Here is a 26,668-nt window from a genome sequence, read left to right on the forward strand (position 1 = left end):
CGCGAATCGCCTCCGCCCCGGTGCACCCGCGTGGCGCAGCAGCCGGGATCCCGCCGCCCGGCAGGCCCTCGGTGCGGGCGACTGCGGGTGGAACGGTCCTGCACGGTTCCGGGACCGGGAGAATGAGCCCGTGACCGATGAGGATGCCTACGTCTGGCTGGAAGACGTCGAAGGGCCGGCCGCCCTGCAGTGGGTGGCGGAGCGCAACGCCGAGACGACTGCGGCGCTGGCCGCCGGCCCGGGATTCGCGGAACTGCCGGAGCTGACGGCGCGGCTGCGCGAGGTGCTCGACGCCGCCGACCGTATCCCGTACACGCGCCGGCGGGGCCGGTACCTCTACAACTTCTGGCGCGACGCCGACCACGTCCGCGGGATCTGGCGGCGCACGACCTTGGAGGAGTACCGCAAGGAGTCCCCCGACTGGGAGGTCCTGCTCGACATCGACGCGCTCGCCGAGGCGGAGGGCCACAAGTGGGTGTGGGCCGGTGCCACAGTGCGCCGGCCCGCCTACGACCGGGCCCTGGTGCGGCTGTCCCGGGACGGCGGGGACGCCGTCGAGGTCCGCGAGTTCGACCTCGGTGACCGCGCCTTCGTCGCAGACGGCTTCCGGGTGCCGGAGGCCAAGACCGACATCGGATGGATCGACGCCGACACCGTCTTCATCGGCACCGACACCGGACCCGGCTCGCTCACGGAGTCCGGGTACCCGCGCACGGTGCGCCGCTGGCGGCGCGGCACCGCGATCGAGGACGCCGCACTCGTCTTCGCGGGGGAGCCCGGGGACGTGTCCGCGGTCGGCTGGCACGACGCGACTCCGGGGTACGAGCGCAGCTTCGTGGCCCGCTCGCTGGACTTCTTCCGTACCGAACGCCACCTCCTGGTGGAGGACGGGGCCGAGGCCGCCCACCTGGTCCGCATCGACGTGCCGGAGGACTCCCGCGCGTACGTCCACCGCGACCACCTCGTGGTCACGCCCAGGTCGCAGTGGCTCGGCCACCGGGCGGGCTCCCTGCTGCTGTTCCCCTTCGAGGCGTTCCTCGCCGGGGACCGCACGGCGCAGGTGCTGTTCACGCCGGACGAGCACACGGCGCTGGCCGGGCATGCCTGGACCCGGCACCACCTCTTGCTGCAGACGATGCACGACGTCTCCACCCGCATCGAGGTGCTCACCCCCGGTGCGGACGGCGGCGCATGGACCCGCACCCCCCTCGCGGACGTCCCCCGCCTGTCCGCCGCCACGATCGTGGACACCGACCCGGACACCGGCGACGAGTACTTCCTCGACGTCTCCGGCTTCCTCCAGCCGTCCACCCTCCACCGCGGTGAGATCGGCGCCGGTACCGAAGTCCTGAAGCAGGCACCCGCCCGTTTCGACACCGCCGGCCTCACGGTCCGGCAGTTCTTCGCGACCTCCGCCGACGGCACCAGGGTCCCGTACTTCGTGACCGGCCCCGACCCCACCCGCACCGGCCCCACGCCCACCCTCCTGTACGGCTACGGGGGCTTCGAGGTCTCCCTCACCCCCGCCTACGGCGCCGTCACCGGCCGCGCCTGGCTGGAGCAGGGCGGCACCTACGTCGTCGCCAACATCCGGGGCGGAGGCGAATACGGACCCGCCTGGCACCGGGCCGCGTCCGGCGCCGAACGGCCGCGGGCGTACGAGGACTTCGCGGCCGTCGCCGCCGACCTGGTCGCCCGCGGCATCACCACCGCGCCGCAGCTCGGCGCGGCGGGCGGCAGCAACGGCGGTCTGCTCATGGGCGCCATGCTGACCCGCCACCCCCACCTCTTCGGTGCGATCGCCGCCGAAGTGCCTCTGCTGGACATGCTGCGCTACCACCGCCTCCTGGCGGGGGCCTCCTGGGTCGCCGAGTACGGCAGCCCCGACAGCGAGGCCGACCGGGAGCATCTGCAGGCCATCTCGCCCTACCACCGGCTCACCGCCGAAGCGGAGTACCCGCCGCTGCTGCTGATCACCTCCACCCGGGACGACCGCGTCCACCCGGGGCACGCTCGCAAGATGGCCGCCCGCATGCGCGAACTCGGCCACCGGGTGCTCCTTTGGGAAAACACCGGCGGCGGTCACTCCGGCGCCGGTGACAACGGACAGGCCGCGGCCAACAAGGCGCTGCTGTACACCTTCCTGTGGCAGCATCTCGCCCGGTCGGTCCCCGCGGCCCGTTCCGGTCCGGCCCCGCTGCCATCCGGACGTTCCGTGCCTGCGGGAGCGCCGGGAGAGGGATAGCCGGGACCGGGCACCCGAACGGCGCCCGTGCGGGGTAGGCCGGGACCTGCGGCTGCACCGATGCCGCGGTCCCGTCCCCCCGGACGCCGGGCGCCTCGGCCCCACCCGGCTCGACCGCCCCGACTCCGGTGCGTTTGAATGCGTCTGACCGAGCCTCAGGGATGCGACGCAAGGAGACCGCCGTGAAATGCACCGTCCAACCGGTCACCCGGCCCCACTTCGGCCGCGACGGCGTCGGCATGGTCGAGGCCGGCGCCTGGCGGCTGGGCACCGCCCAGCGGCAGGAGGCTGCCGTCGACGCCCTTGCCAGGACGTGGGCGGGCAGGCCGTGGCCGGCCGCGGAACTGCTCTCGTACACCGTGCTCGCCGGGACCGATGGCGACAGCCTCTTCCACTACGCGCAGTGGGCCGACGAGGCGGCGTACGAGAAGTTCCTGCGGACGGGGCGGGAGGACCGCGACGCCGAGGTCGACGCGGCGGTCCCGGGTATCGTCCGGGAGGGCCTGCACCGCTACCTGCCCGACCGGACCACCGGCCGGGCCACCGCGACACCCGGCTGCGTCGTCATCGTCGAGGCCGCCTTCGACCCGGAGGCACCCCACGCGGCACGGACCTTCGTGGACCTGGTGGTGGACGCCCTCGCGACCGACCCGGCGCCGGCGGCGGGCGGGATCTCCGCCAACTTCCACCGCGACGCGCTCGGCACCCGGATGCTCAACTACGCCGAGTGGACGGACGCGCAGGCGCACGCCGAGGCGCTCGCAGCGCCCGGTACCGGCATCGGGTCCGACACCGAGGCGTGGCACCGGGTCCTGTCCTTCCCCGCCCTGAGCCACAACAGCGTCCGCCGCTACGTCCCCGCCTTCACCCTGGCCCCGCGGATCTGACCAGCCACAGGGGCACAGCCCGCGCAGCCTGCGCCGAAGCTCCGCTGCCTGCGGTGGCGGCCAAAGAGCCCGCCGGAAGGAACCCCGCGGCCCAGGCCGCCGCCGGTCCCGCGGGTCCCGCCTGACCCGCGGACCTTGCCGGTTGCGCCGCCCATGCCGGTCCCGCCTGACCAGCGGGTCCCGCGGGTCCCGCCGACCTGGCCGGTTGCGCCGCCCCTGCCGGTCCCGCCTGACCCGCGGGTCCCGCTGACCCTGCCGGTTTCGCCGACCCCGCCACCCTGCCGGTCCCGCCCGACCCGCGGGCCCGCTGCCCCCGCCGACCCCGCGACCCGGGCGGTCCCGCCGACTCTGCCGGTCCCGCCTGACCCGCGGGTCCCGCTGGCCCCGCCTGACCCGCGGGTCCCGCTGGCCCCGCCGACCCTGCCGGTTTCGCCGACCCCGCCACCCTGCCGGTCCCGCCCGACCCGCGGGTCCCGCCGACCCCGCTGGCCCCGCCGACCCTGCCGGTTCCGCCGGTCCCGCCTGACCCGTCGGTCCCGCCGGTCCTGCCGGTCCCGCCTGACCCGCCTGACCCGCGGGTCCCGCCTGACCCGCGGACCTGGCCGGTTGCGCCGTCCCTGCCGGTCCCGCCGACCCCCCGCCGCCCCTGCCGGTCCCGCCGACCCCGCCGACCCCGTCGGGTCAGGGCCGTGTGGCGTTCGGCCGCCGGGCCGGGCCGGGACCGCCGCCGGGGGCGGGCGGCCCTCCGGGTCGATCCAGCTCCGCCGTGGCGCTCGCCAGCAGCATGTCCAGCGCCGCGGGATAGGCGCTGCGGGTCATCCGCTCCGCCAGGAACCCGGCCGTCGCCGCGATGTGCGGGTACCGGTTCGCCGGGAGCCGTGCGTACGTCGACTCCCACATCTCCTCGTCCGCTTCGCGGGAGTCCGCCGCCAACGCCAGCGCACCCGCGTCAAGCGCGGCAAAGGCCAGGCTCTGGTCGATGAACACGTGGTAGATCCGCACCGCGTCGCGGTCGGGGAAGCCGGCCGACCGCAGGATGCCGAGGATCGCCTCGTCGGCCGCGATCTCGCGCGGCCGCCCCGTCACGCGGCCGGCCGTCAGCAGGGCGGCCTGCGGATGGTCGAGGTAGGCGCCGTGGATGCGCAGCCCGAGGCCTCGCAGGTCGCCCTGCCAGTCACCGGTCGGCGCCCACCCCGCCAGGGCACGGCCGATCAGCTCCTCGCCGATGGCCAGCGTCAGAGCGTCCATGCCGGCGAAGTACCGGTAGAGGGTGCTCGGGTCCGCGCCGAGCGCGGCACCCAGCCGGCGCGCCGACAGCCCGGCACTGCCGTGCTCGCGCAGCATCCGCAACGCCGTCTCCACGATGACCCGCTCCGTGAGCACGGACCCGGACCGGGTCGGCCGCCTGCGCCTGCGGGCCTCCTCCGGCACCACCTTCTTCGCCATCGCCATGCCTCCCGCGCCGGCCGGCCCTGAGCCGGTCCTTATGCCAACAGCATTGACCTTAACCCGGCGGGCCCGGTTGTATCCCCGTCCAGACCCCCCGTCCAGACCCCCCGTCCGGGCCCCCGTCCGGGCCCCCCGTCCGGACTTACCGGGCACACCCACCGGACAGCGAGAAAGGCACCGCCATGCGCGTACTCCTCGTCGGCGCAGGAGGCGTCGGCACAGCGATCACCCGGATCGCGGCCCGACGCGAGTTCTTCGAAGGCTTCGTCGTCGCCGACTACGACCCCGCCCGCGCCGAGGCGGCCGTCGCCTCGGCCGGCGATCCCCGTGGACGCTTCACCGCCCGGCAGATCGACGCCTCCGACGAGGCCGCCGTCACCGCGCTCCTCGTCGCCGAGCGGTGCGACGTCCTGCTGAACGCCACCGACCCCCGCTTCGTGATGCCGCTGTTCCGCGCCGCCCTCGCGGGCGGCGCGCACTACCTCGACATGGCCATGTCGCTGTCCCGGCCCCACCCCGAACACCCCCACCAGGAGTGCGGCACCAAACTGGGCGACGAGCAGTTCGCCCAGGTCGATGCCTGGACGGACGCGGGCCGTCTGGCGCTCGTCGGCATGGGTGTGGAACCGGGGCTCTCCGACGTCTTCGCCCGCCACGCCGCCGACGAACTCTTCGACGAGATCGAGGAGATCGGCATCCGCGACGGCGCGAACCTCACCGTCGAGGGGTACGAGTTCGCCCCGTCGTTCAACATCTGGACCACCATCGAGGAGTGCCTCAACCCGCCCGTCGTCTACGAGCGCGGGCGCGGCTGGTTCACCACCGAGCCGTTCAGCGAGCCCGAGGTCTTCGACTTCCCCGAGGGGATCGGCCCGGTCGAGTGCGTCAACGTCGAGCACGAGGAGGTCCTCCTCATCCCCCGGTGGATCCCGGCCCGCCGCGTCACCTTCAAGTACGGACTCGGCGAGGACTTCATCGGCAAGCTGCGCACCCTGCACGCCCTCGGCCTGGACTCCACCGCCCCGGTCCCGGTGCGCGGCGAGGACGGCGCCGCGGTCCGCGTCTCGCCCCGCGACGTGGTGGCGGCCTGCCTGCCGGACCCGGCGACGCTCGGCCGGAAGATGACCGGCAAGACCTGCGCCGGCACCTGGGTGAAGGGGACCAAGGACGGCCGCCCGCGCGAGGTGTACCTGTACCACGTCGTCGACAACCAGTGGTCGATGCGTGAGTACGGCTCGCAGGCCGTCGTCTGGCAGACCGCGGTCAACCCCGTCGTCGCCCTGGAACTGCTCGCCGCGGGCGTCTGGTCGGGGACCGGAGTGCTCGGCCCCGAGGCCTTGCCGGCCCGGCCCTTCCTCGACCTCCTCACCGCCTACGGCACGCCGTGGGGCCTGCGCGAAGAGGTCTGAGCCGCCGGCCGCCAACCGCCGGCCCCGCCAACCGCCGACCGCCGGACAGGGCGCCCCTTCCGACCGCCCCCGCCGGGCGGAAGAGGCGCCCGGCAGGCCCGCGGGCGCAGAGCCCCGCCCGGGGGAGGCGGCCGCGGCGTCGGCTAGCGTGAGCATGAGCGTGAAGAACAAACCCGACCGAGCCGGTCATTTCCCCGAGAGGCAACCCCGGTGCACGGTGAGTACAAGGTTCCCGGCGGCAAGCTCGTCGTCGCCGATCTGGAGCGGGAGGACGGCGCCCTGCGCGGCGTACGGGTCTCCGGCGACTTCTTCCTCGAACCGGACGAGGCCCTCGACGCGGTGAACGCCACGCTGGAGGGCGCCCCGGCGGACTCCGACTCCACCGCGCTCGCCGCGCGGATCACGGCCGCCCTGCCGCCCGGCACCCGCATGTACGGGGTGAGCGCCGAGGGCATCGCCATCGCCGTGCGCCGCGCCCTCGCCCAGGCCACCGAATGGGCCGCCCACGACTGGCGGCTCATCCACATGCCGCCGCAGGAGCCGGCCCTGCACATGGCCCTCGACGAGGTCCTCACCCGGGAGGTCGCGGTCGGCCGCCGCCCGCCGACCCTGCGCGTATGGGAGTGGGGCGCCCCCGCCGTCGTCATCGGCAGCTTCCAGTCCCTGCGCAACGAAGTGGACCCGGAAGGCGCGCGGCGCCACGGCATGACGGTCGTCCGCAGGATCTCGGGCGGCGGCGCCATGTTCATCGAGCCCGGCAACACCATCACGTACTCGCTGTCCGTACCGGAGTCCCTGGTGTCGGGGCTGCCCTTCGCCGACTCCTACGCCTACCTCGACGACTGGGTCCTCGGAGCCCTGGAGGAGATGGGGGTCACGGCGTGGTACCAGCCCCTGAACGACATCGCCACCGAGGCGGGGAAGATCGCGGGCGCCGCACAGAAGCGGATCGTGGCGGGGGAGGGGGCCGTACTGCACCACGTGACGATGGCCTACGACATCGACGCCGACAAGATGACCGAGGTCCTGCGCATCGGCCGGGAGAAACTCTCCGACAAGGGCACCAAGAGCGCCAAGAAGCGCGTCGACCCGCTCCGCCGGCAGACCGGACTGCCCCGGGAGGAGGTCATCGCCCGCATGGTCGGGGCCTTCCGCGGCCGGTACGGACTGACGGAGGACACGGTGACCGCCGAGGAGATGGCGCAGGCCCGGAACCTGGCGGCGACGAAGTTCGCCACACCCGAATGGACCGCTCGCGTCCCCTGACGCGGCCGTCCCCCATCCCCCCATCCCCCATCCCCCCATCCCCCCAGCTCCCTCGCGTCGCCGTCGGAACCGGTGCATTCCCGGCGACGCCGTGGCCGACATCACGCCCGGACGGCACAGATCAGGGCCTTTCGGCCACGGACGGCCCACCGTCTGCGCCCTAGCCTGGACAGGCAACGTGAGACCGGGGGGTCGAGGGCAAGGGAAGAGCGCAACCATGGGCACCACCACCTCCGGAAGCCGCCGCCGGGCCGGCTTCACCGTGTCGGCAGCCGTCCTCGGACTGCTGGCCGCAGCGGGCGCGCCGGCGTTCGCCGCCGCCGGCGGCTCGGCGGAGCAGCCGCCCGCCGCGTCCCACTCCGACGCGTCCCGTTCCGACGCCGGGTCCCTGCGGGCCCAGCCGAAGACGCCGCAGGCGCCGGCCGCACACGCGCCGGCCGCGCAGGCGCCGGCCGCGCACGCACCGGCCGCGCAGGCGCCGGTCGCGCAGGTCCCCGTCGGGATCTCCCGGCTCGCGCAGGGCCCCGGCCACGACATCGCCATCACCATCGACGACGGCCCCGACCCGCGCTGGACCCCGCAGGTGCTGGACGTGCTGCGGAAGAACGACGTCAAGGCCACCTTCTGCATGATCGGCACCGAGGCCCAGGCGCACCCCGACCTGGTCCGCCAGGTCGCCGCCGCCGGGCACCGGCTCTGCGACCACTCCGTCGACCACGACGTGACGATGGACCACAAGCCCGTCGCCTACCAGAGCCGGCAGATCCTCGCGGCAAAGGAAATGATCGAGAAGGCGGCCCCGGGCGTCTCCGTCGACTACTACCGGGCCCCCGGCGGAGCGTTCACCCCCGCGAGCCGGGAGATAGCGGCCGCCGGCGGCATGCGCCCCCTCGGCTGGAGCGTCGACCCCAAGGACTGGAGCAGGCCCGGCCTGCCCGCCATCCTGTCGACGGTCGAGAACGGGCTGCCCGCGCAGCCGACCGTACTGTTCCACGACGGGGGCGGCGACCGCTCCCAGACCGTCGCCGCCCTCACCCGGTACCTGCCGTGGCTCAAGGCCCAGGGCTACTCCTTCACCTTCCCGGCCCGCACCGCCTGACCCCGGGCCCCGGGCCCGTACCGCGCCCCCGGGCCCGTACCGCGCCCCCGGGCCCGTACCGTGCGCCCGGGCCCGTACCGCGCCCGTCAGGAGGCGGCCGGAGCGGTCCGGTGGGCGGTCAGCAGGAGGTACTCCCACTCCATGGCTCCGTCCCGGGTCTCCTCCTCGGCCAGCGCGTCCAGGGCCCGGTCCAGCGCCGCGGCCCGGTCGGCGTCGTCCCCGAGGGAGCGGTAGACCGCGACGGTCGGGCCGTAGCAGGTCTTGAAGAAGGTGCGGAACTCGCCGGGCCCGGGGAAGGCGTCGACCCGGACGGTCCGGCGCCGGGCCTCCACGTCCGTGACGCGGTCGCCGAGCAGTTCGTACACGTGCTCCTCGTCCCCCCAGAGGGGAGGCGGCTGGGCTCCGGGCGGCGCGGGCGGGGCGAACGGCTTCATCGTCGCGAACATCCGGCCCACGAACCCCTCGGGCGTCCAGTTCGCCAGGCCCACCGTCCCGCCGGGGCGGCAGACGCGGACCAGCTCGTCGGCGGCGGCCCGGTGATGAGGGGCGAACATGACACCGAAGCAGGACATCACGACATCGAACTCCCCGTCCGCGAAGGGCAGTTGCTCCGCGTCTGCTTCACGCCAGTCCAGCTCGGCGCCCCGTACCCCGGCCTTGTGTCGTCCGATCTCCAGGAGTTCGGGCGTCAGGTCGCTCGCCACGACGTCCGCCCCGGCGAGGGCGGCCGGGATCGCGGCATTGCCCGCTCCCGCGGCCACGTCCAGTACGCGGTCCCCGCGCCGCACCCCGCACTCCGCGACCAGCTCGGCACCGGCGTCCGGGATGACGTGGGACGCCACGGACGGGTAGTCGCCCATGGCCCACATGGCCCGGTGCCGTGCCTTCAGTGCGCGGTCCGCCGTGACCGCGTCGCTCGCCTCGGACATGACTGCCTCCAGGGTTCGGGCCGACCCCTTATCCGAGGGTAGGCGCCGCTCCCCGGCCGTGCAGGTCGACCGCCCGGCCCCCGGGTTCCCGTCCTCGCGGGCCGCGCGTTCCCGCGGACGGGCGCTACGCACGGACCGGCCGCAGCGTCGCCAGGACGGACTCCGCGGGTTGCAGGGTGAGCCCCGGGAAGACCTTCGCCGGGACGGCGCCGGTGTCCAGGTGGAAGCGCTGCCCCAGCACGGCCAGCACCAGCGCCGCCTCCACCAGGGCGAACCGGGCACCCAGGCAGGCCCGCGGGCCACCGCCGAAGGGGAACCAGGCGTGCTCCGGCACCGGCTGCGGGGCGTCCGCGTCCCACCGCTCCGGACGAAAGGCCTCCGGATCCGGGAACCACCGGGCGTCCCGGTGCACCGACCACGGGCTGGTCCACACCGCAGTACCGGCCGGCACCGCCCGCCCGCCCAGCGACGCGCCCTCACCGGCCACCGCCGAGATCAGCCAGATCGGCGGGTAGATGCGCAGCGCTTCCTTCACCACCTGCTGCGTCCAGGGAAGGCGGGCATGGTCCTCGTACGAGGGCAGCCGCCCGCCCAGCACCCGGTCGAGCTCCTCGGTCAGCCGCTCCCGCGCCCGCGGCGCCCCCGACAGGAGCTGCCAGGCCCAGGTCAGCGTGGTCGAGGTGGTCTCGTGACCCCCGATGTAGAGCGTGATCGACTCGTCCCGAAGCTCCGTACGGGACAGCGGCAGCCCCTGTTCGTCGCGGGCCGCGAGCAGTCGGCTCAGCAGGTCGTCCCGCTCCTCACCCGCCGCCCCGGCCGCCTCGTGCTCGCGTATGACAAGCTCGATCTCCCGGTCCAGGACAGCCACGGCGGCCCGCATCCGACGCCGTCCCGGAGTCTGCACCCACGGCGGCAGGAACAGCGTGACCCCGCGGAACTCCATGCCCAACTCGTGCTGGGCCGTGGCCATCGCCGCACTGATCGGAGCCTCCCGTCCGGTCGCGTCGCTGCCGAAGAGGGTGCGCACCGCGATCCGCTGGGTCAGTCCGGCCATCTCCCGGTGGACGTCGATCCGGTCACCCTGCGCCCAGCTCCGGGCCAGCACGTCCGCGCACTCCACCATCGTGGCGGCGTACGTGCGCACTTGGCGCGGCCGGACGGCAGGCTGCACCAGCGCCCGCTTGCGCCGCCAGTCGTCGCCGGTGGCCACGACCACCCCGTTGCCCAGCAACTTCCGGAAAGCCCAACCCAGTTCGGTCGGCCGGAAGGTGCTCTCGACCGCGCCCAGCAGCTCGCCCGCGTGCTCGGGCCGCGACACCAGCACGTTGCGCTGCGGCCCGAGCGCCCAGGGCACCCAGTCGCCGTACTCGTCGCGCAGGGACTCGAAGAAGGCCAGGGGATCGCGGGCGAAGGCCGGAAGGTTCCCGAGCAGGGGCCACTGGCGCGGTCCGCGCTCGGCGCCCGCGGGCGTCGGCAGGGTGGCGGTCACGCAGGCATGGTGACAGCGCGCCCGCCCCACCGCCAGACTGCACCCCCGAACTCCCGCCCCACGCCACGGGCTTCGGGGCCCGCCGGCGGCGGACCCGCGGCATCCGCGTCACGGTTCGGCTGCCCGGCGCGCCGTGCGCGCGGCTGCGGTCAGGGGCTGCGGTCGGGCCTGCCGAAGTCCGGGAGGGTGAGGGTGCCGTCCGCCGCCAGGGGGAAGGCCGGGTTGTACGCGACCTCCCAGGCGTGGCCGTCCGGATCGGCGAAGACACCGGTGTAGAAGCCGATCTCGTTGAGTGCGGCCGGCCGGGTGACGGTCGCACCGGCCCGCTCGGCGGCGCCGAGCAGCTCGTCGACCTCGTCCCGGGAGCGCACGTTGTGCGCGAGCCCGATCCCGCCGAAACCGGTACCCGCCCCGTCGGCCAGTCCGCAGTCCCGGGCGAGTTCGGCCCGCCCCCACAAGACCAGCCCCAAGCCGCCGGCCTGGAAGAAGACCGTCTCCTGCACTTCCTGGCCCCGCCAGCCCAGCGCCTCGTAGAAGGCCTTGGCCCGCGCGAGGTCGCGCACTCCCAGAGTGATCAGACTGATCCTTTGCTGCATGGACCCACCCTAGGCCGACTCTTTCGGCACGACCTCCTTGACGTACACGAGCCCGTCGGCGGCGGCCAGGTGGGCCGGGTCCAAGGGGGCGTAGCCGAACCAGGCGGACACGCGGTGCGCGGGCGCCGCCGGGCGCAGGAGGCCCGCCAGCCGTGGCGCGTCGACCAGGTAGCGGTCCTCCGGGAGGCCGTACAGGAGCCCTTCGACGGTTTCCGCCGGCGGGAGGTCCACTCCGCGGTGCCGGATCGTGCCGAGCGCCGTCGGGAGGAAGGCGTACTCCCCGCCCAGACGCGCGCTCACGAGTGCACCGGCGCTCCACCACTCCAGCGACGTCGCCCCCCACCGCATGCTGCTCTTCTCCCGCTGGAGATGGCCGTTGTGGGCGTGCACCAGGGCCGGGCCCCGCTCCGCGAGGGCGAGCAGGTTCTCCGCCATCATCTGGTCCCGCAACCCCACCAGCCGGGTCATCCGGGCCGGGGAGGTGTCTGCCATCCAGAAGTGGTAGCGCAACAGCCCCACGGCGGTCCGCCCGTACAGCCGCGCCCGGTCCACGGCGTCCCGCGAGACCACCGACAGCAGGTGAGGCGTCTGGGAGTCCAGCAGGGCGACCAGGTCGTCCGCGAGCAGCCGAAGCTCCCGGGCCTCGTCGGACTGCCCGACGGACCGGGCCGGGTCCCCCATCGCGGCGGGGTCCGTCCACCGGTCGTCCGCGCCGAGCAGGCGGTCGAGGTGCTCCGCCGTGCAGGGGAGCAGTGCTGCGTCCCCATGGGCGGCGAGGTGGTCGTGGAGGGCGATGAGGGCGCGGCGGGGGCTTGCGGCGCCGGTGATCTCCAGCGGGCCGTCGAAGCCGGCGAAGCGGAGCTGCTCGGAGACGGCGCGGCCGTCGTTGTGGACCCGCATCCGGCGCACGAGTTCCCGGTTGGCCGCCGAGGCCCCGAAACCGTGGCTGAATCCGTGCTCCATGACCTCGTCGAGGTCGCCCCGGCCGGAGGTGACGTACTCGTCCACGGCCAAGCCCCTCAGGCAGTCGCTCTCCAGGGCGATCGTCCGGTAGCCCGCCTCCTCGGCGAGCTGCAGGAACAGGTCGTTGCGCACATCGAGCAGGGCGTCCTCGCCGTGGGTGGGCTCGCCCAGGGCGAGCAGCCGCGGCCGGCCCCCGATCAACCGCATGACCGGGGAGGCCTCGACGGCGTACAGGGTCTGCGTGAGGGAGGGGGTGAGGGAAGGCGTGAGGGAGTGCGTGATGTCGTCAACCATGGCTTCAACGGTATCGTTGAACCGTCGGTGGAAACTTTTCGGCGATGAGACGGGCTCCACGGTGCAAAAGCTTCAAAGCAGGGAGCGGCTGCGGCCGATCGATCTGGCGCGCCGACACGGGCTGTCCACCCAGGCCGTCCGGAACTACGAGGAAGCCGGGATCCTTCCTCCCGCCGACCGCACACCCCACGGCTACCGCAGCTACACCCCGCTGCACGCCCGCGCGCTGACCGCGTTCCTCGCCCTGGTGCCAGGGCACGGCCATCCGGCGGCCACCGCGATCATGCGGGCCGTCAACCAGGGTGCGCAGGACGAGGCCTTCCGCCTCATCGACGAGAGCCACGCCCAGCTCCGCGAGGACCGGCGGACCCTCCAGGCCGTCGAGGACGCCCTCCGTGAGCTGGCACCCGTAGCGGCAGCCCGGCACGGCACGGCAGTGACCGTGCCCGGCAGCGGCATGTTCATCGGGCCGCTGGCGGAGGAACTCGCCCTGCGGCCCGCGACGCTGCGCAAGTGGGAGCGCGCCGGCCTGATCCGCCCGCGCCGGGACCAGACCACCGGGTACCGCGTCTACGACGAGGCCGACGTACGGGACGCCCGGCTGGCCCACCAGCTCCGACGGGGCGGCTACCCGCTGGAGCAGATCGCCCCGCTCATCGACCAGGTACGCTCCGCCGGCGGTCTGGAGCCGCTGGAGGCGGCCCTGACGGGCTGGCGCGCCCGGCTCTCCGCCCGCGGACGGGCGCTGTTGGCCGGAGCCGCCGAGCTGGAGGCGTACCTCGGCGCCTTCGGGTGAGGGCACTGCCCCGTCCGGCCCCGCCCGCGCATGACCGCTCCGATCGCGGGCATAGGGGCCACACAGGTTGACCAGCACGGCCGTCGTCGGAGGTGTCGTCCATGATGCGTACCAAGATCCTCGAATCCTTTCCCGCGGGCGGACCGCACGGCAGCTGGCCGGCCGAGGAGTACGCCGCACAGCGCACCGCCCAGGGCGAGACGGCAACCGTCGTGATGGACCTGGACCGGGACGCGTTCCTCGTCGTGGCCTGCGAGCCGGAGCACGCGGCGGCCTGAGGTTCCGTCAGGTCGCCGCAGCCCCTAGGGTCGTCTTCCATGACCGGACTCGCCCCGCACCTGCGCGCGACCGCCGAGGCCTACGACGCCGCCGCGGTCCTCTACGCCGACTTCGTCCGCAACGCGCTCGACGACCTCCCCCTGGACCGCTCGGTGCTCACGGCCTTCGCCGAACTCGTCCGGGCTGCGGGCGGCGGGCCCGTTGCCGAACTCGGCTGCGGACCCGGGCAGGTGACGGCGTACCTGCGAGACCTGCACCTCGACGTGTCCGGCGTCGACCTCTCGCCCGCCCTGATCGGCCTGGCCCGACAGGCCTACCCCGACCTGCGGTTCGAGATCGGCTCCATGGACCGCCTGGACCTGCCCGACGCCACTCTGGCCGGCATCGTCTCCTGGTACTCCGTCATCCATGCCCCACCGCGCGAACTTCCCAAGTATCTGGCGGAGTTCTGCCGCGTGTTGCAGCCGGGCGGCATTTTCCTGCTCGCCTTCTTCGAGTCCGAAGGCGGGCCGGTGACGGCATTCGACCACCGCGTGGTCACCGCCTACCGCTGGCCCGTCGACGGCCTCGCCGCACTGGCCCGCCGGGCGGGGTTCACCGAACTCGGCCGCATGCTCCGCGAACCCCAGGAGGGGGAGCGGTTCCGCCGCGGCCACCTGTGGATGCACGCCTGAGGGACGAGAACACGGGCACACACGGGAGTCGGCGGGGTCACGGCAGGTGCGGAGGAGTGCCCAAAGGCGCGGCGGACCAGCTGTGCACCGGCAGGCACTCCGTCAAGGTGGCGAAAAAGCGCTGGTCACGCCATGAGGAGAGGTTGCCGAGGTCGTCGACCTTGTGTGGGACGTTGAAGCCCGCTTATGGGCGCCATACGCAGACAGCACTGCCTAGCGCCTGGGTCCGAGATCCTCGACAAAGTCGCCGCCTACTGCCATCGAATCCCTGACGCAGGTCACTAGAGGCCGGGGTCGGGGTAGGCCGCACCGCGGTGCGCTGCGGCTCGGGATGCTGTTCGCCCCTCGGGTATCGGGGGTCGGACATCGCCCCGGTGGCAAGTTGGCCAAGGGGCGGGAGGGGTCGGCTTACGCCTCCGCAGAGGCTATATCGGTTGAGGTACGCACTCTCCGCTGCATCGGTCTACTCGAGTAACCTCGTGGGGGAGAAGAGCCCGTGCCGGACCGATACGAATGCACCGCAAGGATCGTCGAGAGCGTCATGGCCGAAGAACTCCCCGTCCCAGGCTCGGACGACCTCGTGCTCGCCGGGTTCCAGCAGCCCCCGCTCACCACGATCCGCCTCGACCTGACGCCGCCCGCGCAGGTCGCGGATGCCGTGCACGAACTGATCGAGACGGGCACGACCCCACCGGTCCCGGCGGTGGAAGCCGCCCTGGTACACCGCGGCACCTCCTGACCTACTGGCCCCCGGTTCACCTGCCCGTAGCCCGTAGCCCGTCGCTGGTTGTCGGCTGCCGGTTGCCGGTCGGCGGATGCGAGCGGCGGATACGAGCGGCGGATGCGTGCCGGAACTTCTGGCATCCCTGCTGCGTCCTCGGGGTGAGCGTGTCTCCGAACGGTGGAGCTGCGAGCAGGCCATGTCGGCGGGAGAGGGTGTCGCCGGACGGTCGGTGGGAGGGGATGACATGGGGGAATGGCTTCTCGCGGTGTGCATACCGGTGGGGCTGCTGGCGTTGGGAGTCGGCGGTTTCCTGCTCTGGGCGCGCTGGGGCACGGGTGATCCGGTGGAGCACCACAGCTCGATGCCGGAGACCTGGGATCCGCCCGAGGGCTGACCCGCGGCAGGGTCGGACGGCCGCGGTTCGCGAGCGCGGAGGGTGAGCAGGAAGCCCGCAGCCTGCGTCACCGGGTCGCCCCTTCCCCCCTGTTGAGCGTTATGTTGGCCGCGGCGCCGCCGAAGCCTGCTCTCCGGTGCGCCCGTTGTCGCGGCCCGGTACGCCCGAGGCCTGCTGCCGGTGTGCCCCTGCCCGTCTCCCCGCCGGGCGGCCGCGGCCTCAACTCTCCGGCCCGCCGGGGGCGTGTGTCCGGTCAGCCCCCGCTGCCGGTCGAGCCTCCGTGGCCCATCACCAACCACGGAGGGGGCTGCACGCGGCGTTGCACGACCAGGTCGACCTGGACGGCGGCGGGCGCGAGCGCCCGTTGCAGTTGCTGGTGGAGCGGCGTGGTGTCGGTGGTCCACGGGAGGATGGGCATGGGCCGGAGCAGGCGACCGCTCTTCAGGCAGACGTGCAGGGTGATGGTGGCGGACACCGGCTTCCGGTCCTGCTCGTGCGACTCGACGATGGAGTGGTCGATCCATACCTGCTGTACGTCGGCGAGCGGCCTCGGCCGATCGGCGCGGGAGCCCCTGACGAGGGTCATCGTGTCCGGGGCGGCCGCGGGCGAGAACCGCAGGCGGGTCACGCTTCGGAAGGCCCCGTAAAGGATCACGAACGTGTTGACGACGAGTCCCACCAATGCGGCGATCCCCACCACAGCCCAGATCCGGCCCGGACTCTGCTCCAGGACCGCCATGACCACGTAGAGCGGGGTGCCGTAGAGGGCGCCGGCTGCGAGCGATCCGAAAGCCTCCCCGGGCCAACGTTTGGCGGTGAAGGCGAGCGGCCCGACGTCCTCACGCAGCATGACGTCGACCACGTCAGGATCCGAACGGTCGATCCGTACGCTTGTCATGACTGAACGTTAGGGCGGTGTCACCGGTTGAGGAAGGGTGCGTGCGACGCCAAGCGGTCGGACGCCGGCGCCGCGCACTGGGACGGCCGCCGCCTGCACGAAGTCCCGTCGATTGCGGTGCCCGCGCTCGAACGCGGCTGTCCGCTGGAGCCGTGGGGGAGCCGAGGGGCCGAGCTGCCGGTTCTCCTGCTGTTCGTGCGCCATGAACGCAGGTCCGTTCCGTTCCCGTGCCACTACGCTGGTGCGTCTAGCACGCATGAACGAAGGACGCATATGGCTCGCCCCTACGAACCCGGACCCAGACAGTTCGTCTTCGCCGTCGGTGACGGCAACGACCAGAAGGTCTCAGTGGGCGACCCTCAGGAAGCCTACGTAGCGTTCTCTACGTTCTTCCATGGTCGCGAAGCCGGCGCCGACACCTACACCATCCGAGACGAACGGTCGGGGCAGCGCCTGGTCCTCATGCCCGGACGAGGCCTGATCTCGCGGACCCACGCCGCGGACCCGCCAAGGTCGGAATACCTTCGGATCGACCAAGCCAACCGCTGTCTTCCGAGCGCGATGCTGTTCTTCGAGAACGGCTGTGCGGGCCTCGACCGCTTCGGCCAGTGGTTCTCCGACCCCGCCGACCTCGACGCGTCACCGGAGATGCGCGGCGCCGCCCGCGCCGCCACGATGACGACGGAAGCAGCGGCAATCGATGAACTCGCACGCATCTGGGAGGATTCGGGCAGCGTGGACCCGAGTGACCGGTTCTACGTCTTCTTCGACTCACGTGGCGCTGACGAGGACCGCGCCGAACGAGCCCTCCTGCTCACGTTGATCGAGTTCCTCGGTATCGAACGGGTCGACGCCCCGGTCGGGGCCGCCGAGGGCGAGGTCTGGGTGCGCGCCGACACGCGCCTCGATGACGCATGTGCACGGCGGGCGTGAGTCCGTGAGCGACACCGCCTTCGACATCGTTTTCGCGCGGCAGGGCGGCTGGATTCCCCGCGTGGTCCGCCAGGGCGCCGAGTTGAAGCTGATGCTCGGAGCCGGGGCCGACGCCAACCGCGAGCCCCGCACGTTCACGTTCTCGATCAGCGCGGCCCACCTTGCGGTGATCCGGGAGGACCTGGCCAGACACCTGCTGTTGTGGAGTGCCGTCCTTCCGCTGTGCGACGTCGCCGGAACCCGGGGCCGGCTCGACGAGAACGCTGCCCTTGCGCTCCTGGACCCGGTCCTCCTCGGCGCGCCCGCGGACGTCGACGAACTCTTCCAGCGCATCCCGTGGGACAGGAGCCGGCTCATCGCCCACGGAGCCGACACCGGTCTACTCGAACGCGGTCAGGTCTGCGCGGCGATGCATGCCGCGACGGAAACGCCGAACGGGACACGAGCTCAGGAGTATGACGCGGAGCGCCGCCGCGCCGAGCGCGGAACCGTGCTCGGTCCGCTCGACGCCGCGATTCTCCGGTATGCGGGCCAGTATCTGCACGGCGCGACGGTGCCGCGCCGGATGTCCGATGCCGTCGACCCCGCGCTGTTGCCCCAGGTGATGCGGGTGATCACCACGGCGGAGCAGGCGTGTGCCGGAATGCGGATCGGCCGCGATCCGCGACGCGGACAGCGCGCCACGGACAGGCGCGACTGGCAGCGGATGGAGACGGCGGTCGAAGCGGCGGTACGCCGTGCACACCCCGAGCTGGTCGATGATGCGGTGCGTACCGTGGGCTTCCTGATGTGCTCGGAAGCGGCGGACCGGTCCAGGAATGCACCCGTGGAGGATGACGGGGAGACTGTGGGCCACCGCGCCGACTCCGGCGGCAGCGCGAGCAAGACGGCCCTGTCGTTCACCGACGACCAGGGCGTCGAGAAGAAGTGGCGGCGGGACAGTACCCGCAGCGCCTCCGCGCAGTTCTGGGATTTCGTCGGCGACCGCTCTGCCGCGGACAACGAAGTCTTCACCATCGAGGACGAGGAGAGGGGCGAAGGAATACAGCTCCATTTCTACGCGGACTCCATCGCCCGGATCACGACGCTGCGCGAGGGCGACGGCAGGTCCGATCCGGAGTACCGGGTCGAGTACAGCCTGGTTGACGGGATGAGCGGCTACCGGAAGCTGGTGAATGCCTTTCTCCGCGGCGGCTGCGCCGCGCTCGAACAGCACGGTCCCTGGATGTCGGATGTCGCCGACTTCGAGCGCGCGCGCCGGCGGCGCCACAGCCGGTAGGTCCAGCGGAATCCGGCGCGGCCACTAGGCTGTGCGCCGGTCGGCCCCAGACGCGGGCCCAGGGGCGGGAACAGCATGTCCGTAGAACGACACATAGCCGGAATGCTCGGGCAGATCGCCCGCCAGCAGGACATCGTCGAGATCGCCCCCCAGGGCACCGCGCCGAAGGCGGCCGCCCTGGCGCACGTGGCGGAGCAGTACGGCTACACGTACGGCATGGCGTACAGGACCGGGTTCAAGAACTCGCTCATCCAGGTCCGCATGTACCGCGACCCGCAGCCTGCCGCGCGCGTCCGCGAGGCGGCCACCATCACCGCCCATCCGCAGGCGGGCAACGGCGGCACCGCGCCGGGGCTTGCGCACGGCTCCCTGAAGCCGCTCCCCGAAGCGGTCGGTGCCGTGGCCGTACTGAAGGACCTCATCACCTTCGACGTCATGGGCCTGTACGTGGCCGACCGGAAGCGGAAGGCGTTGACCTACCTCGCCTGCGCGGCCCTGACCGTCCTCCTGCTGATCGACAAGTCGCCGGTCGAGGCGGTCGCCTCGGGCGGAGCGGCCGCGCTGCTCGTCACCGTGGCGTTCACGGTCGGCGCGATGCGCCGCCGGAAGATCGCACAGCGACTGACGGACGCCGGGTTCCTGGCGGTGCGCGACGCACAGGGCGCCCAGCGATTCCTGCGCCCGGGGCAGCAGTTGCCCGGCCATACGAACCCGTTCGCCGCCTGAGGCCCCGGCACCCCGCCGGTCTGCGGCCACGGCCACGGCCACGGCCACGGCCAGCGGACCCGATGACCGCCTTGCTGTCCGACCGACCGCGGAGCGTCCGCGAAAACCCTTGGCGAAGCCACGGCGGCCACTGCTACGGTTCCGGAGGCCGTGCAAGAGAACGAGGAGGTGGTACCCGTGAACGCAGTATCTCCATGGGTGCTCCCCTTTTTCAGGGCCACGGTAGGGCGATAGGCAGGTCGTCCGGGAGCGCCACCCAGTGCACTCCCGAAAGGCACGACCATGCACTTCACCTCCGAGCAGCGCCTCGAAGACGGCGTCCTCGAACGCGCATTCACCCTCGGTGAGATTCCCGGCCTCCTGTGGACTCCAGCGTCCGTACCCGCATCCGCAGCGGCCCCCGTACCCGTACCGGCAGCGGCCTCCGTACCCGTACCGGCAGCGTCCTCCGTACCCGTACCGGCAGCGTCCTCCGTACCCGCAGGCGCCTCCGCACCCGCATCCCCACCGGTGCCGCTGATCCTGCTCGGCCACCCTCCCCTGGGGCTGCGCAGGATGTATCCCCGACTGGTGGACCGAGCCCGGCAGTGCGCGGCGGAGGGCTTCGCCGCGGCCACCATCGAGCTCCCCGGAAGCGGCGACCGACCCCGGTGGCCCGCCGCCGACCAGGCCCGCGCCGATCTGCGCCGGGCCATCGAGGCAGGCGAGCCGGTCAGCGACGCCATCATTGATGCGCTCGTCCTCCCGCTCGTCGAAAAGGCGGTCCCGGAGTGGCAAGCCGCCCTGGACGCCCTCCTTGCGCTGCCCGAGATTGGCGGCCCGGTCGGCTACTCGGGAGGCGTGATCTCCATCGGGATCCGGTTGGCGGTGGTCGAGCCGCGTATCGCGGCCGCTGGTCTGTTCGCCGGGAGTTTCGTACCGCGCATCATGTTCGAGGAGGCACGGCAGGTGACCATCCCGCTGCACGTCCTGCTGCAGTGGGATGACGAAGGCAACGACCGGCAGGCGGCCTTGGACCTGTTCGACGCGTTCGGATCCACGGAGAAGACCCTGCACGCCAACATGGGCGGGCACACCGGCGTCCCACGGTTCGCGGGGGACGATGCGGCCCGGTTCTTCGCCCGACACCTCGTGACACCGGACCGTCAAGCCACCAGCGGACGGTAGCCGTACCAGTCGGCCGGGATGCTGCTCGGTGACGAGCAGGTCCCGGCCCGCCATCCTCAGCTCTGCACGAGAGCCCCTGTCAGACCCCTGTCAGACCGTTGTCAGACCCCCTGTCAGACCCTTGTGAGACCCGGGGAAGACCCTCGTCTGACTCTTGGCGACGCGCCGGCCCGGCGGCCCTCACCGCCGACCGTCCGCCGCCTCCGGCCCACCGCGGGTCAGGTCCTCGTCCCGCCCAGGTGGCGGGCCAGGAAGGTGACGCTCTGGGTGACGATGCTCGGCACGTCGGGCGAGCCCAGGAAGATGTGGTCGGCGTTCTCGACCGGCTGCAGGACCACCTCGCCCGCCGCCGCTGCCAGGGCCGCGGCCAGAGCCTCGCTCTGGCTGTACGGGACCAAGCCGTCCCGGGTGCCGTGGACCAGCAGGAACGGCGGCGGGGTGGCGGTCGTGTCCGCCGCGTACGTGACCGGGCTGGCGGCCCGGGCCAGCGCGGGGCGTTCCGCCGCGGTGCCGCCGAGCAGCGCCTCGTACGGGTCGGGGAACACGACGCTGGCGGGCATGGCCGGCATGGCCGGCATCGGGTGCGCGGCCAGGGCGACGAGGTCGGAGACCCCGTACCAGTCGACGACGGCGCGCACCGCGGTCTCCCCGGAGCCCATCCCTGCGCGCCCTCCAGGGCCTCGGCGTCCGTGCTGCCCGGGCCGACGAGGCCGGCCAGGGCGGCCAGGTGGTCGCCCGCGGACTCGCCCCACACGGCGATCCGGTCCGGGTCGATGCCGAGGGTCCCGGCGCAGTGGCGGACGTAGCGGATCCCGGCAGCATGACGAAGCCCGCTCCGTCAGAAGGGTCGCAATGACCTCCTCCCACCCGGCCGCACTCGACCCGGCCGCACTCGACCCGGCCGCGCTCGACCCGGCCGCGCTCGACCCGGCCGACATGACCTGGCCGCCGCCGCCCTACCGGCCCCCGGTGGCGCCTGTGACCGACGCGCACGGGGTGCGCCGCTTCGACGGCGCCACCTACGCCACCACGCCCGGCTACCGGCCGCGGCTGCTCGACGTCCAAGTCCCGGCCGGTGACGTCCCGTTCCCCGCCGTCGTCTGGATCCACGGCGGCGGCTGGCTGGACGGCGACCGCCGCTACCCGCCGCCGACCGTGCCCGCCGCCCTGCTGCACGGCGCGGTGCTGGGGGCCGGACTCGCCCTGGTCTCCATCGACTACCGGCACAGCCTTGGAGGCACCGTTCCCAGCCCAACTGCACGATGTGAAGTAGCGACGCCGTTCCGCTGACGACAAGCCCGCCGGCCGTCGCCTTCCCGGAGCCGACCGACGACCTCGCCGCCGCCGCCGGTCCGGCCCCGGGCGGGTGGGCGGATCGGCGCAGGGGTATAGGCCGCTTGTCCGCGGAGGGGAGCCACATGAGGTACGAGCTGTCGAACCGCCTGGTCGTGGGGATCGCATCCAGCGCCCTGTTCGACCTCGCCGAGGGAGACGCGGTCTTCCGGGAGCAGGGGGAGGAGGCGTACCGGGCCCACCAGGAGGCGCACGTGGACGACGCCCTGCCGCGGGGCGTCGCCTTCCCCTTCGTCCGGCGCCTGCTCTCGCTCAACGACCTTGCGGACAGGGACGATCCGCTGGTCGAGGTCATCATCCTCTCCCGCAACGATCCGGACACCGGCGTACGGGTCATGCGTTCCATCCGCGCCCACGGCCTGCCGATCAGCCGGGCGGTGTTCCGCCACGGCCGGCCGTCCCACCCGTTCATGCCGGCGCTGAACATGTCCCTCTTCCTCTCGGGCAACGGCGCGGACGTGCGTGCCGCCGTCGCCGACGGGCAACCGGCCGGCCATGTCCTCGCCACGGCACGCACCGACGACGAGGGCGACCCCGAACTCCGCATCGCCTTCGATTTCGACGGGGTGCTCGCCGATGACACCTCCGAGCGGGTCTACCAGGCCGAAGGCCTCGACGGATTCCGCGCGCACGAGGTCCGCAATGCGGCGACCCCGCACGACCCGGGCCCGCTGCGGGACTTCCTCGCGGGCCTCAACCGGCTGCAGCGGCGCGAGGAAGATGCCCGGCGCCACGATCCCGCCTACCGGCCCCGCTTGCGCGTCTCCCTGGTGACCGCCCGGGACGCACCCACGCACGAACGCGCCCTGGGGAGTCTCAAGAAATGGGGGCTGCGGGTCGACGACGCCTTCTTCCTCGGCGGCATAGACAAGGCTGCGGTCATGGGGCTCCTCGACCCGCACCTCTTCTTCGACGACCAGATCCTTCACCTCGACGGCACGGCACCCGGTACCCCCAGCGTCCACATACCGTTCGGGGCGGTCAACGCCGTGGCGCCCGAGCCCCGTTGAGCAGGCCCCGGTACGCCGCAGGCCGGCCGCCCCGGCCGGCTACCAGGGGGACGGGGCCGGCGGGGGAACCACCGTGGGGCGGTCCTCGCAGGTGAGGGTGTTCGGCAGCTCCCAGGCGGCCAGCCACGGGCCGGTCGTGCCGCCGCCGTCGTTGCCGCCCAGATCGGTGAGCGAGAACTCCGAGCCGTTGGCGGGAAAGTGGAAGGAACCGCAGTTGTTGACGCCGACGGCGCCCACATTGCGGGCGTCGACGTTCTCGAAGCTCGCGGAGCCGGCTGCCCGGGCGCTGACCACGGAGGTGCCGGTGCCGTCCACCCGCGTGTCCTTGACGTGCACGTTCTCGATGCGGAACGTGTCCTTGACGGGCCAGTCGGTGACCAGCATGACCGCGTTGTAGGTGCTGTCCAGGAAGGCGCTGCCGGTGACCTGGACGTCGGCGCGGTCGATGCTGCGGTCCAGTGCGTAGAACCAGATCGCACCGAGCCCGATGTTCCAGTTCAGCTCGTACGTGCCGGCCCGGACGGTGGTGTTGTCCGCGAAGCGCAGGGTTCCGGTGAAGGGCTCGGCGCCGAACCGGGCGCCGACGTGCAGGGCGCTTCCCTCCCGGACCGGGTCCGCGACGAGGTTGGCCGTGACGTGGGTGTCGGCCCCGCCGTACACGGCGATGCCGTTGGCCAGGGTGGGGCTCTGGACGGTGTTGTGGTCGATGGTGTTGCGGGCGTCGGCAGTCGTCTCCGACCACAGGGCGAGTCCGTCGTCGCCGGTGCCGCGTACGAAGTTGTCCCGGACCAGGGAATCGGTGACCCCGGTGTGCAGGTTGAGGCCGTCGGCGATCTGGTCCGTGATGACGTTGTCCGTGACCCGGACGCCCCGCATCGGGCCGTCGAACCAGATCCCCACCTTGGTGTGGTGGAGGTACATCCGGTCGACGGTCGAGTCGTTCATGGCTCCGCCGATGGCATTGACCTGGTCGGTGTCCACGCGTTCACGGACGTCACCCTCGATTGCGAAGCGGGAGAGGTGGACGTTGCGGGAGCCACCGTCCGCCGCGGGCTTACCGTAGAAGCCGACGCCCTTCCCCTTCACGGTGGTGTACCAGCCCCCTGCCCCGGTGATGGTCACGTCGTCCACGACGACGTGCCGGTCCACCCGGTACGTGCCCGGCGGCAGGTAGACCGGCAACCGGTGGGCGCGCGCGAAGGCGACGGCCCGGTCGAGGGCGTCCGCCGCGTCGCGCCGGCCGGTCGGGTCGGCGCCGAACAGCAGCACATTGGCCGCAGCCGTCTCCACGTGCGGTGCTCCGACCAGCTCCGAGTCCAGCAGGTCGATCACGGTCCACGCTGCGCGGGATCCGGCAGGCACCGTGAGCCGGACCGTGTCGCCCGCGCGGTACTTCCGGCCGAGCAGCAGGCGCTGCTCGTCGTACATGTGGTGGGGCCGGAAGGGCCTGGAGATGACCGGCGTCGGGGTGGTGGCAGCCGGGACGCACCCGCACTCGGTGATCCACCAATCGGGGTGCAGCAGACCGGCCTGCGGATCGTTGCTGAAGGGGTACTGGTTGTAGAGCCAGGAGAACTGCGAGGTCAGCGTCATCGTACGGCGGCTCCTGCCGTCGACGGACACATCGAGCGGCGCGGTGATCCCGCCCCCGCCGGGCGCGTCGGGGAGGCTGTAGCGCACGGTGAGGGCGTCCGCGTCGGCGGGCAGGGTGAACTCCACGTACTGGCCGGGCGCCAGTTTCACCGCTTTGCGGCCGGAGGCCTCGGCGGGCAGCGAGTAGGCGGTGCGGTCCGGGCCGATCACCGTGCCGGAGGTGACCGCGTTCTCGGCCTCCTGCTCGACGAAGCCCACCCGGGCACCGCGGCCCGCCACCAGGGCGGGGTCGAGTGCGGCCCGGGTGACGACGGAACGGGCGGCCCTGGCGGGCCGGGCCTGGGCGGGGGAGACGGCCAGGGCGCCGAGGAGCGTGGCGGCTGTCATCGCCGCCAGCGCGGCGGCCGTTCTTATAGGGGGCATGGCGGGGACAGTAGGACTGCGCGCAGGAACACGGCAAGAGGCGTGCGAAAATGTCAGCTCACTGCAAAGTTTTTGCGTTGCGGTGTGATGCGGGTGGCGTGGTGCGGGCGGGGTGGGGCCAGGGCTGATCCGTTCGGCGCGCCAGGCCTGCCGGGCGCCGTACGCCTCCGCGATCCGCCGTACGCCTCCACGCCTCCCGGTGCCTCTGTCTCCCGGTCCGTCCCGCCGTCCGGTCTTCTCTGGGCTTCCGGTCTTTCCTGCCGCCGGGCCCTCCCGCCGCTCGCTACCGCTGGCGTTCGGCGGCGAACCGGTACGGCGCCCCCTCCGCGGCGCGCTGCGCCGCGCGCCGTTCCACGTCGTACGCGGTCAGCGCCGCGGCGAGGTCGCGGGCACCGGTGGGGCAGGTGGCGTCCCGGCCGGTGAGGAGGTGCACACGGGACAACCGGTACGTCAGCGTGTTGCGGTGAATGCTGAGGGACGCGGCCGCAGCGCCCCGGTTGTGCCCTGTCGCGAGGAAGGCCCGCAGCGCGTCCAGCAGGTGCGGGTGCTGGGCCAGCGGCGCCAGCAGTCCGGCGAGGGCCGTCCGGGCCGGACCCGGCTGGGCGAGCTGGTATGCGACCGCGAGATCGCCCAGCCGGTGCAGCCCCGGCGGCCGGCCCAGGGTCTCGGCCAGGGCCAGCACGTCCAGGGCCTGCTCGTACGCCTCGGGGATCGCCGCATGGCCGGCAGCCGAGGCGGCCGCCGCGGCGCAGCGCGCCCCCGCCGCCGCGTCCATCCGCCCCAGCAACTGCTCCACGGCGAGCTCGCCCCCGCAGCCCGGCGCACGCGGCACCAGCAGCACTCCGTCACCGTCGCCCTCACCGCGGAAGGCCACCAGGACGTCGGGACAGCGGTCCAACTCGTCCTGCACGGCGCGGAAGAGCCCGGTGGCGGCGCGCTGCCCGGCATCCTGAGCCGCGCCCGCCACCGGGCCCGCCGCTAGGCCGGCAGCCGCACCCGCCGCCGGGCCGGCAGCCGCACCCGCCGCCGGGCCGGCAGCCGCGCCCGCCGCCGGGCCAGCAGTCGCGCCCGCCGCTGCCGAAGACCTCGCCGCCGCGCCCGCCGCCGAGGTCGCCGCGGGGGATCGGGCCGGCCCCGTCGACGGCAGCCGGAAGACCAGTACGTCGTACCGGTCGGCCAGGGTGCGCCCGCACCGCTCCGCCGCACGACGGGCTGCGCGCCCCTCCAGCAGTGCCCTCGCAAGGCTCTGCCGCTGCTCGCGGCGCTCCCAGGCCAGCGCGTCCCGTTCCTGCAGGTACGCCTGCGCGACCCGCGGCATCACCTCGCCGAGGAAGTCGAGCAGCCGCTCGACCAGCACCTGCGGCCGCAGGCCCGGCGGGGGAGCGGCCGAGATCAGCCGCCAGGCCTCGCAGGCGCCCAGCGGGTACATCCGCAGGACGGCCTCCAGCGGCAGCCCGTCGCGCGCCCGCTCCGCCCCGTAGCTGACCGGAAGCGCCCACTCCTGCTCGGTCGGCGCCCGCCCCTCGGCCACCGTGGTGAGGAAGAGCCGGAACAGCGTCCGGGCGTTGGCGGCGAGGTCGGCCTCAAGCACGCTCGTCGGCAGCATCCGGTAGGCCGGGATCTCCCTGGCCGACCGCGAGAGGGTGGCCGAGGCGAATGCGTCGACGTGGGGCAGCAGGGCCGCGAAGGCGGGCTCGCTCGGCTCGGTCGGATCAGTCGGCTCGGCCGGCTCAGCCGGTTCGGCCGGTTCGTCGTCCATCACGGCATTGTCATCGTGCACAAACTGCAGCGGA

General features: G+C 73.1%; 25 protein-coding genes and 1 pseudogene. 16 read left to right on the forward strand and 10 right to left on the reverse strand.

The features are described from left to right. Positions 1-130 precede the first annotated feature (130 nt). Both ACLJTM_RS15455 and ACLJTM_RS15460 read left to right on the forward strand, forming a co-directional pair. A complete protein-coding gene (locus ACLJTM_RS15455) occupies positions 131-2,245 on the forward strand; it encodes a prolyl oligopeptidase family serine peptidase (protein ID WP_411104127.1) in 2,115 nt (704 codons plus the stop codon). Between the two features lie 182 nt (positions 2,246-2,427). Beyond that, entirely contained in the window at positions 2,428-3,132 is a 705-nt protein-coding gene (locus ACLJTM_RS15460) for an antibiotic biosynthesis monooxygenase (RefSeq protein WP_411104128.1), read from the forward strand. Between the two features lie 681 nt (positions 3,133-3,813). On the opposite strand, the gene ACLJTM_RS15465 is transcribed toward ACLJTM_RS15460, so the two are convergent. Continuing rightward, positions 3,814-4,578, reverse strand: coding sequence for a TetR/AcrR family transcriptional regulator (locus ACLJTM_RS15465; protein ID WP_411104129.1), 765 nt, complete (start codon positions 4,576-4,578; stop codon positions 3,814-3,816). Between the two features lie 185 nt (positions 4,579-4,763). Here ACLJTM_RS15465 and ACLJTM_RS15470 point away from each other — a divergent pair, with 185 nt between their 5' ends. The 3 genes from ACLJTM_RS15470 to ACLJTM_RS15480 all read left to right on the forward strand — a co-directional run bounded on the left by ACLJTM_RS15470 (position 4,764) and on the right by ACLJTM_RS15480 (position 8,355). Continuing rightward, the gene (locus tag ACLJTM_RS15470) at positions 4,764-5,990 is read left to right on the forward strand and encodes a saccharopine dehydrogenase family protein (RefSeq protein WP_411104130.1); all 1,227 of its coding nucleotides are present in this window, start codon (positions 4,764-4,766) and stop codon (positions 5,988-5,990) included. Positions 5,991-6,200: 210 nt separating this feature from the next. After that, complete coding sequence (locus ACLJTM_RS15475) at positions 6,201-7,256, forward strand: biotin/lipoate A/B protein ligase family protein (RefSeq protein ID WP_411104131.1); 1,056 nt, start codon at positions 6,201-6,203, stop codon at positions 7,254-7,256. A gap of 217 nt (positions 7,257-7,473) precedes the next feature. Next, the gene (locus ACLJTM_RS15480) at positions 7,474-8,355 is read left to right on the forward strand and encodes a polysaccharide deacetylase family protein (protein WP_411104132.1); all 882 of its coding nucleotides are present in this window, start codon (positions 7,474-7,476) and stop codon (positions 8,353-8,355) included. An 86-nt stretch (positions 8,356-8,441) separates the two neighbouring features. Here the strand turns inward: ACLJTM_RS15480 and ACLJTM_RS15485 are convergent, their stop codons facing one another. The 4 genes from ACLJTM_RS15485 to ACLJTM_RS15500 form a co-directional block, all read right to left on the reverse strand. Beyond that, on the reverse strand, positions 8,442-9,284 hold the full coding sequence (locus ACLJTM_RS15485) for a class I SAM-dependent methyltransferase (RefSeq protein WP_411104133.1): 843 nt from the start codon (positions 9,282-9,284) through the stop codon (positions 8,442-8,444). A gap of 124 nt (positions 9,285-9,408) precedes the next feature. Next, positions 9,409-10,773, reverse strand: a complete 1,365-nt coding sequence (locus ACLJTM_RS15490) for a cytochrome P450 (RefSeq protein ID WP_411104134.1) — start codon at positions 10,771-10,773, stop codon at positions 9,409-9,411. A 149-nt stretch (positions 10,774-10,922) separates the two neighbouring features. Further along, positions 10,923-11,369, reverse strand: coding sequence for a VOC family protein (locus ACLJTM_RS15495; protein WP_411104135.1), 447 nt, complete (start codon positions 11,367-11,369; stop codon positions 10,923-10,925). Positions 11,370-11,378: 9 nt separating this feature from the next. Then, positions 11,379-12,626, reverse strand: a complete 1,248-nt coding sequence (locus ACLJTM_RS15500) for an erythromycin esterase family protein (protein WP_411104136.1) — start codon at positions 12,624-12,626, stop codon at positions 11,379-11,381. A 61-nt stretch (positions 12,627-12,687) separates the two neighbouring features. Between ACLJTM_RS15500 and ACLJTM_RS15505 the strand changes: the two genes are divergently transcribed. From ACLJTM_RS15505 to ACLJTM_RS15525, 5 genes are all read left to right on the forward strand, one after another. Further along, on the forward strand, positions 12,688-13,422 hold the full coding sequence (locus ACLJTM_RS15505; protein WP_411104137.1) for a TioE family transcriptional regulator: 735 nt from the start codon (positions 12,688-12,690) through the stop codon (positions 13,420-13,422). Between the two features lie 101 nt (positions 13,423-13,523). Continuing rightward, positions 13,524-13,700 (forward strand): hypothetical protein, encoded by a 177-nt coding sequence (locus tag ACLJTM_RS15510; RefSeq protein WP_411104335.1) that lies wholly within the window; start codon positions 13,524-13,526, stop codon positions 13,698-13,700. 39 nt (positions 13,701-13,739) lie between these two features. Next, positions 13,740-14,375: a class I SAM-dependent methyltransferase gene (locus tag ACLJTM_RS15515; protein WP_411104138.1), complete on the forward strand. Its 636-nt coding sequence runs from the start codon at positions 13,740-13,742 to the stop codon at positions 14,373-14,375. A gap of 496 nt (positions 14,376-14,871) precedes the next feature. Next, positions 14,872-15,114, forward strand: a complete 243-nt coding sequence (locus tag ACLJTM_RS15520) for a hypothetical protein (protein WP_411104139.1) — start codon at positions 14,872-14,874, stop codon at positions 15,112-15,114. 229 nt (positions 15,115-15,343) lie between these two features. Beyond that, positions 15,344-15,493, forward strand: coding sequence for a hypothetical protein (locus tag ACLJTM_RS15525; RefSeq protein WP_411104140.1), 150 nt, complete (start codon positions 15,344-15,346; stop codon positions 15,491-15,493). Between the two features lie 253 nt (positions 15,494-15,746). Here ACLJTM_RS15525 and ACLJTM_RS15530 read toward each other — a convergent pair whose 3' ends face one another. After that, entirely contained in the window at positions 15,747-16,391 is a 645-nt protein-coding gene (locus tag ACLJTM_RS15530; RefSeq protein ID WP_411104141.1) for a hypothetical protein, read from the reverse strand. Positions 16,392-16,664: 273 nt separating this feature from the next. Here ACLJTM_RS15530 and ACLJTM_RS15535 point away from each other — a divergent pair, with 273 nt between their 5' ends. The 4 genes from ACLJTM_RS15535 (at position 16,665) to ACLJTM_RS15550 (ending at position 20,496) form a co-directional block, all read left to right on the forward strand. Then, entirely contained in the window at positions 16,665-17,324 is a 660-nt protein-coding gene (locus ACLJTM_RS15535; RefSeq protein WP_411104142.1) for a DUF6357 family protein, read from the forward strand. Between the two features lie 4 nt (positions 17,325-17,328). After that, positions 17,329-18,603 carry a DUF6357 family protein gene (locus tag ACLJTM_RS15540; protein ID WP_411104143.1) on the forward strand — a complete coding sequence of 425 codons (1,275 nt, stop codon included), beginning with the start codon at positions 17,329-17,331 and terminating at the stop codon, positions 18,601-18,603. A gap of 75 nt (positions 18,604-18,678) precedes the next feature. Continuing rightward, the gene (locus ACLJTM_RS15545; RefSeq protein WP_411104144.1) at positions 18,679-19,329 is read left to right on the forward strand and encodes a hypothetical protein; all 651 of its coding nucleotides are present in this window, start codon (positions 18,679-18,681) and stop codon (positions 19,327-19,329) included. Between the two features lie 282 nt (positions 19,330-19,611). Beyond that, positions 19,612-20,496 carry an alpha/beta hydrolase gene (locus ACLJTM_RS15550; protein ID WP_411104145.1) on the forward strand — a complete coding sequence of 295 codons (885 nt, stop codon included), beginning with the start codon at positions 19,612-19,614 and terminating at the stop codon, positions 20,494-20,496. Between the two features lie 218 nt (positions 20,497-20,714). Here ACLJTM_RS15550 and ACLJTM_RS15555 read toward each other — a convergent pair whose 3' ends face one another. Both ACLJTM_RS15555 and ACLJTM_RS15560 read right to left on the reverse strand, forming a co-directional pair. Then, on the reverse strand, positions 20,715-21,155 hold the full coding sequence (locus ACLJTM_RS15555) for a prolyl oligopeptidase family serine peptidase (protein ID WP_411104146.1): 441 nt from the start codon (positions 21,153-21,155) through the stop codon (positions 20,715-20,717). Between the two features lie 95 nt (positions 21,156-21,250). Continuing rightward, positions 21,251-21,307: pseudogene (locus ACLJTM_RS15560) on the reverse strand (hypothetical protein); the annotation flags it as partial. A gap of 41 nt (positions 21,308-21,348) precedes the next feature. Between ACLJTM_RS15560 and ACLJTM_RS15565 the strand changes: the two are divergent. Both ACLJTM_RS15565 and ACLJTM_RS15570 read left to right on the forward strand, forming a co-directional pair. Continuing rightward, positions 21,349-21,786, forward strand: coding sequence for a hypothetical protein (locus tag ACLJTM_RS15565; RefSeq protein ID WP_411104147.1), 438 nt, complete (start codon positions 21,349-21,351; stop codon positions 21,784-21,786). A 128-nt stretch (positions 21,787-21,914) separates the two neighbouring features. After that, positions 21,915-22,859, forward strand: coding sequence for a 5'-nucleotidase (locus tag ACLJTM_RS15570; protein WP_411104148.1), 945 nt, complete (start codon positions 21,915-21,917; stop codon positions 22,857-22,859). 39 nt (positions 22,860-22,898) lie between these two features. On the opposite strand, the gene ACLJTM_RS15575 is transcribed toward ACLJTM_RS15570, so the two are convergent. Next, on the reverse strand, positions 22,899-24,875 hold the full coding sequence (locus ACLJTM_RS15575) for a glycosyl hydrolase family 28-related protein (protein WP_411104149.1): 1,977 nt from the start codon (positions 24,873-24,875) through the stop codon (positions 22,899-22,901). Positions 24,876-25,158: 283 nt separating this feature from the next. Next, positions 25,159-26,634: a PucR family transcriptional regulator gene (locus tag ACLJTM_RS15580; protein ID WP_411104150.1), complete on the reverse strand. Its 1,476-nt coding sequence runs from the start codon at positions 26,632-26,634 to the stop codon at positions 25,159-25,161. Positions 26,635-26,668: the final 34 nt, after the last annotated feature.

It is taken from the genome of Streptomyces sp. cmx-4-9, assembly GCF_046548835.1.
Taxonomy (GTDB): domain Bacteria; phylum Actinomycetota; class Actinomycetes; order Streptomycetales; family Streptomycetaceae; genus Streptomyces.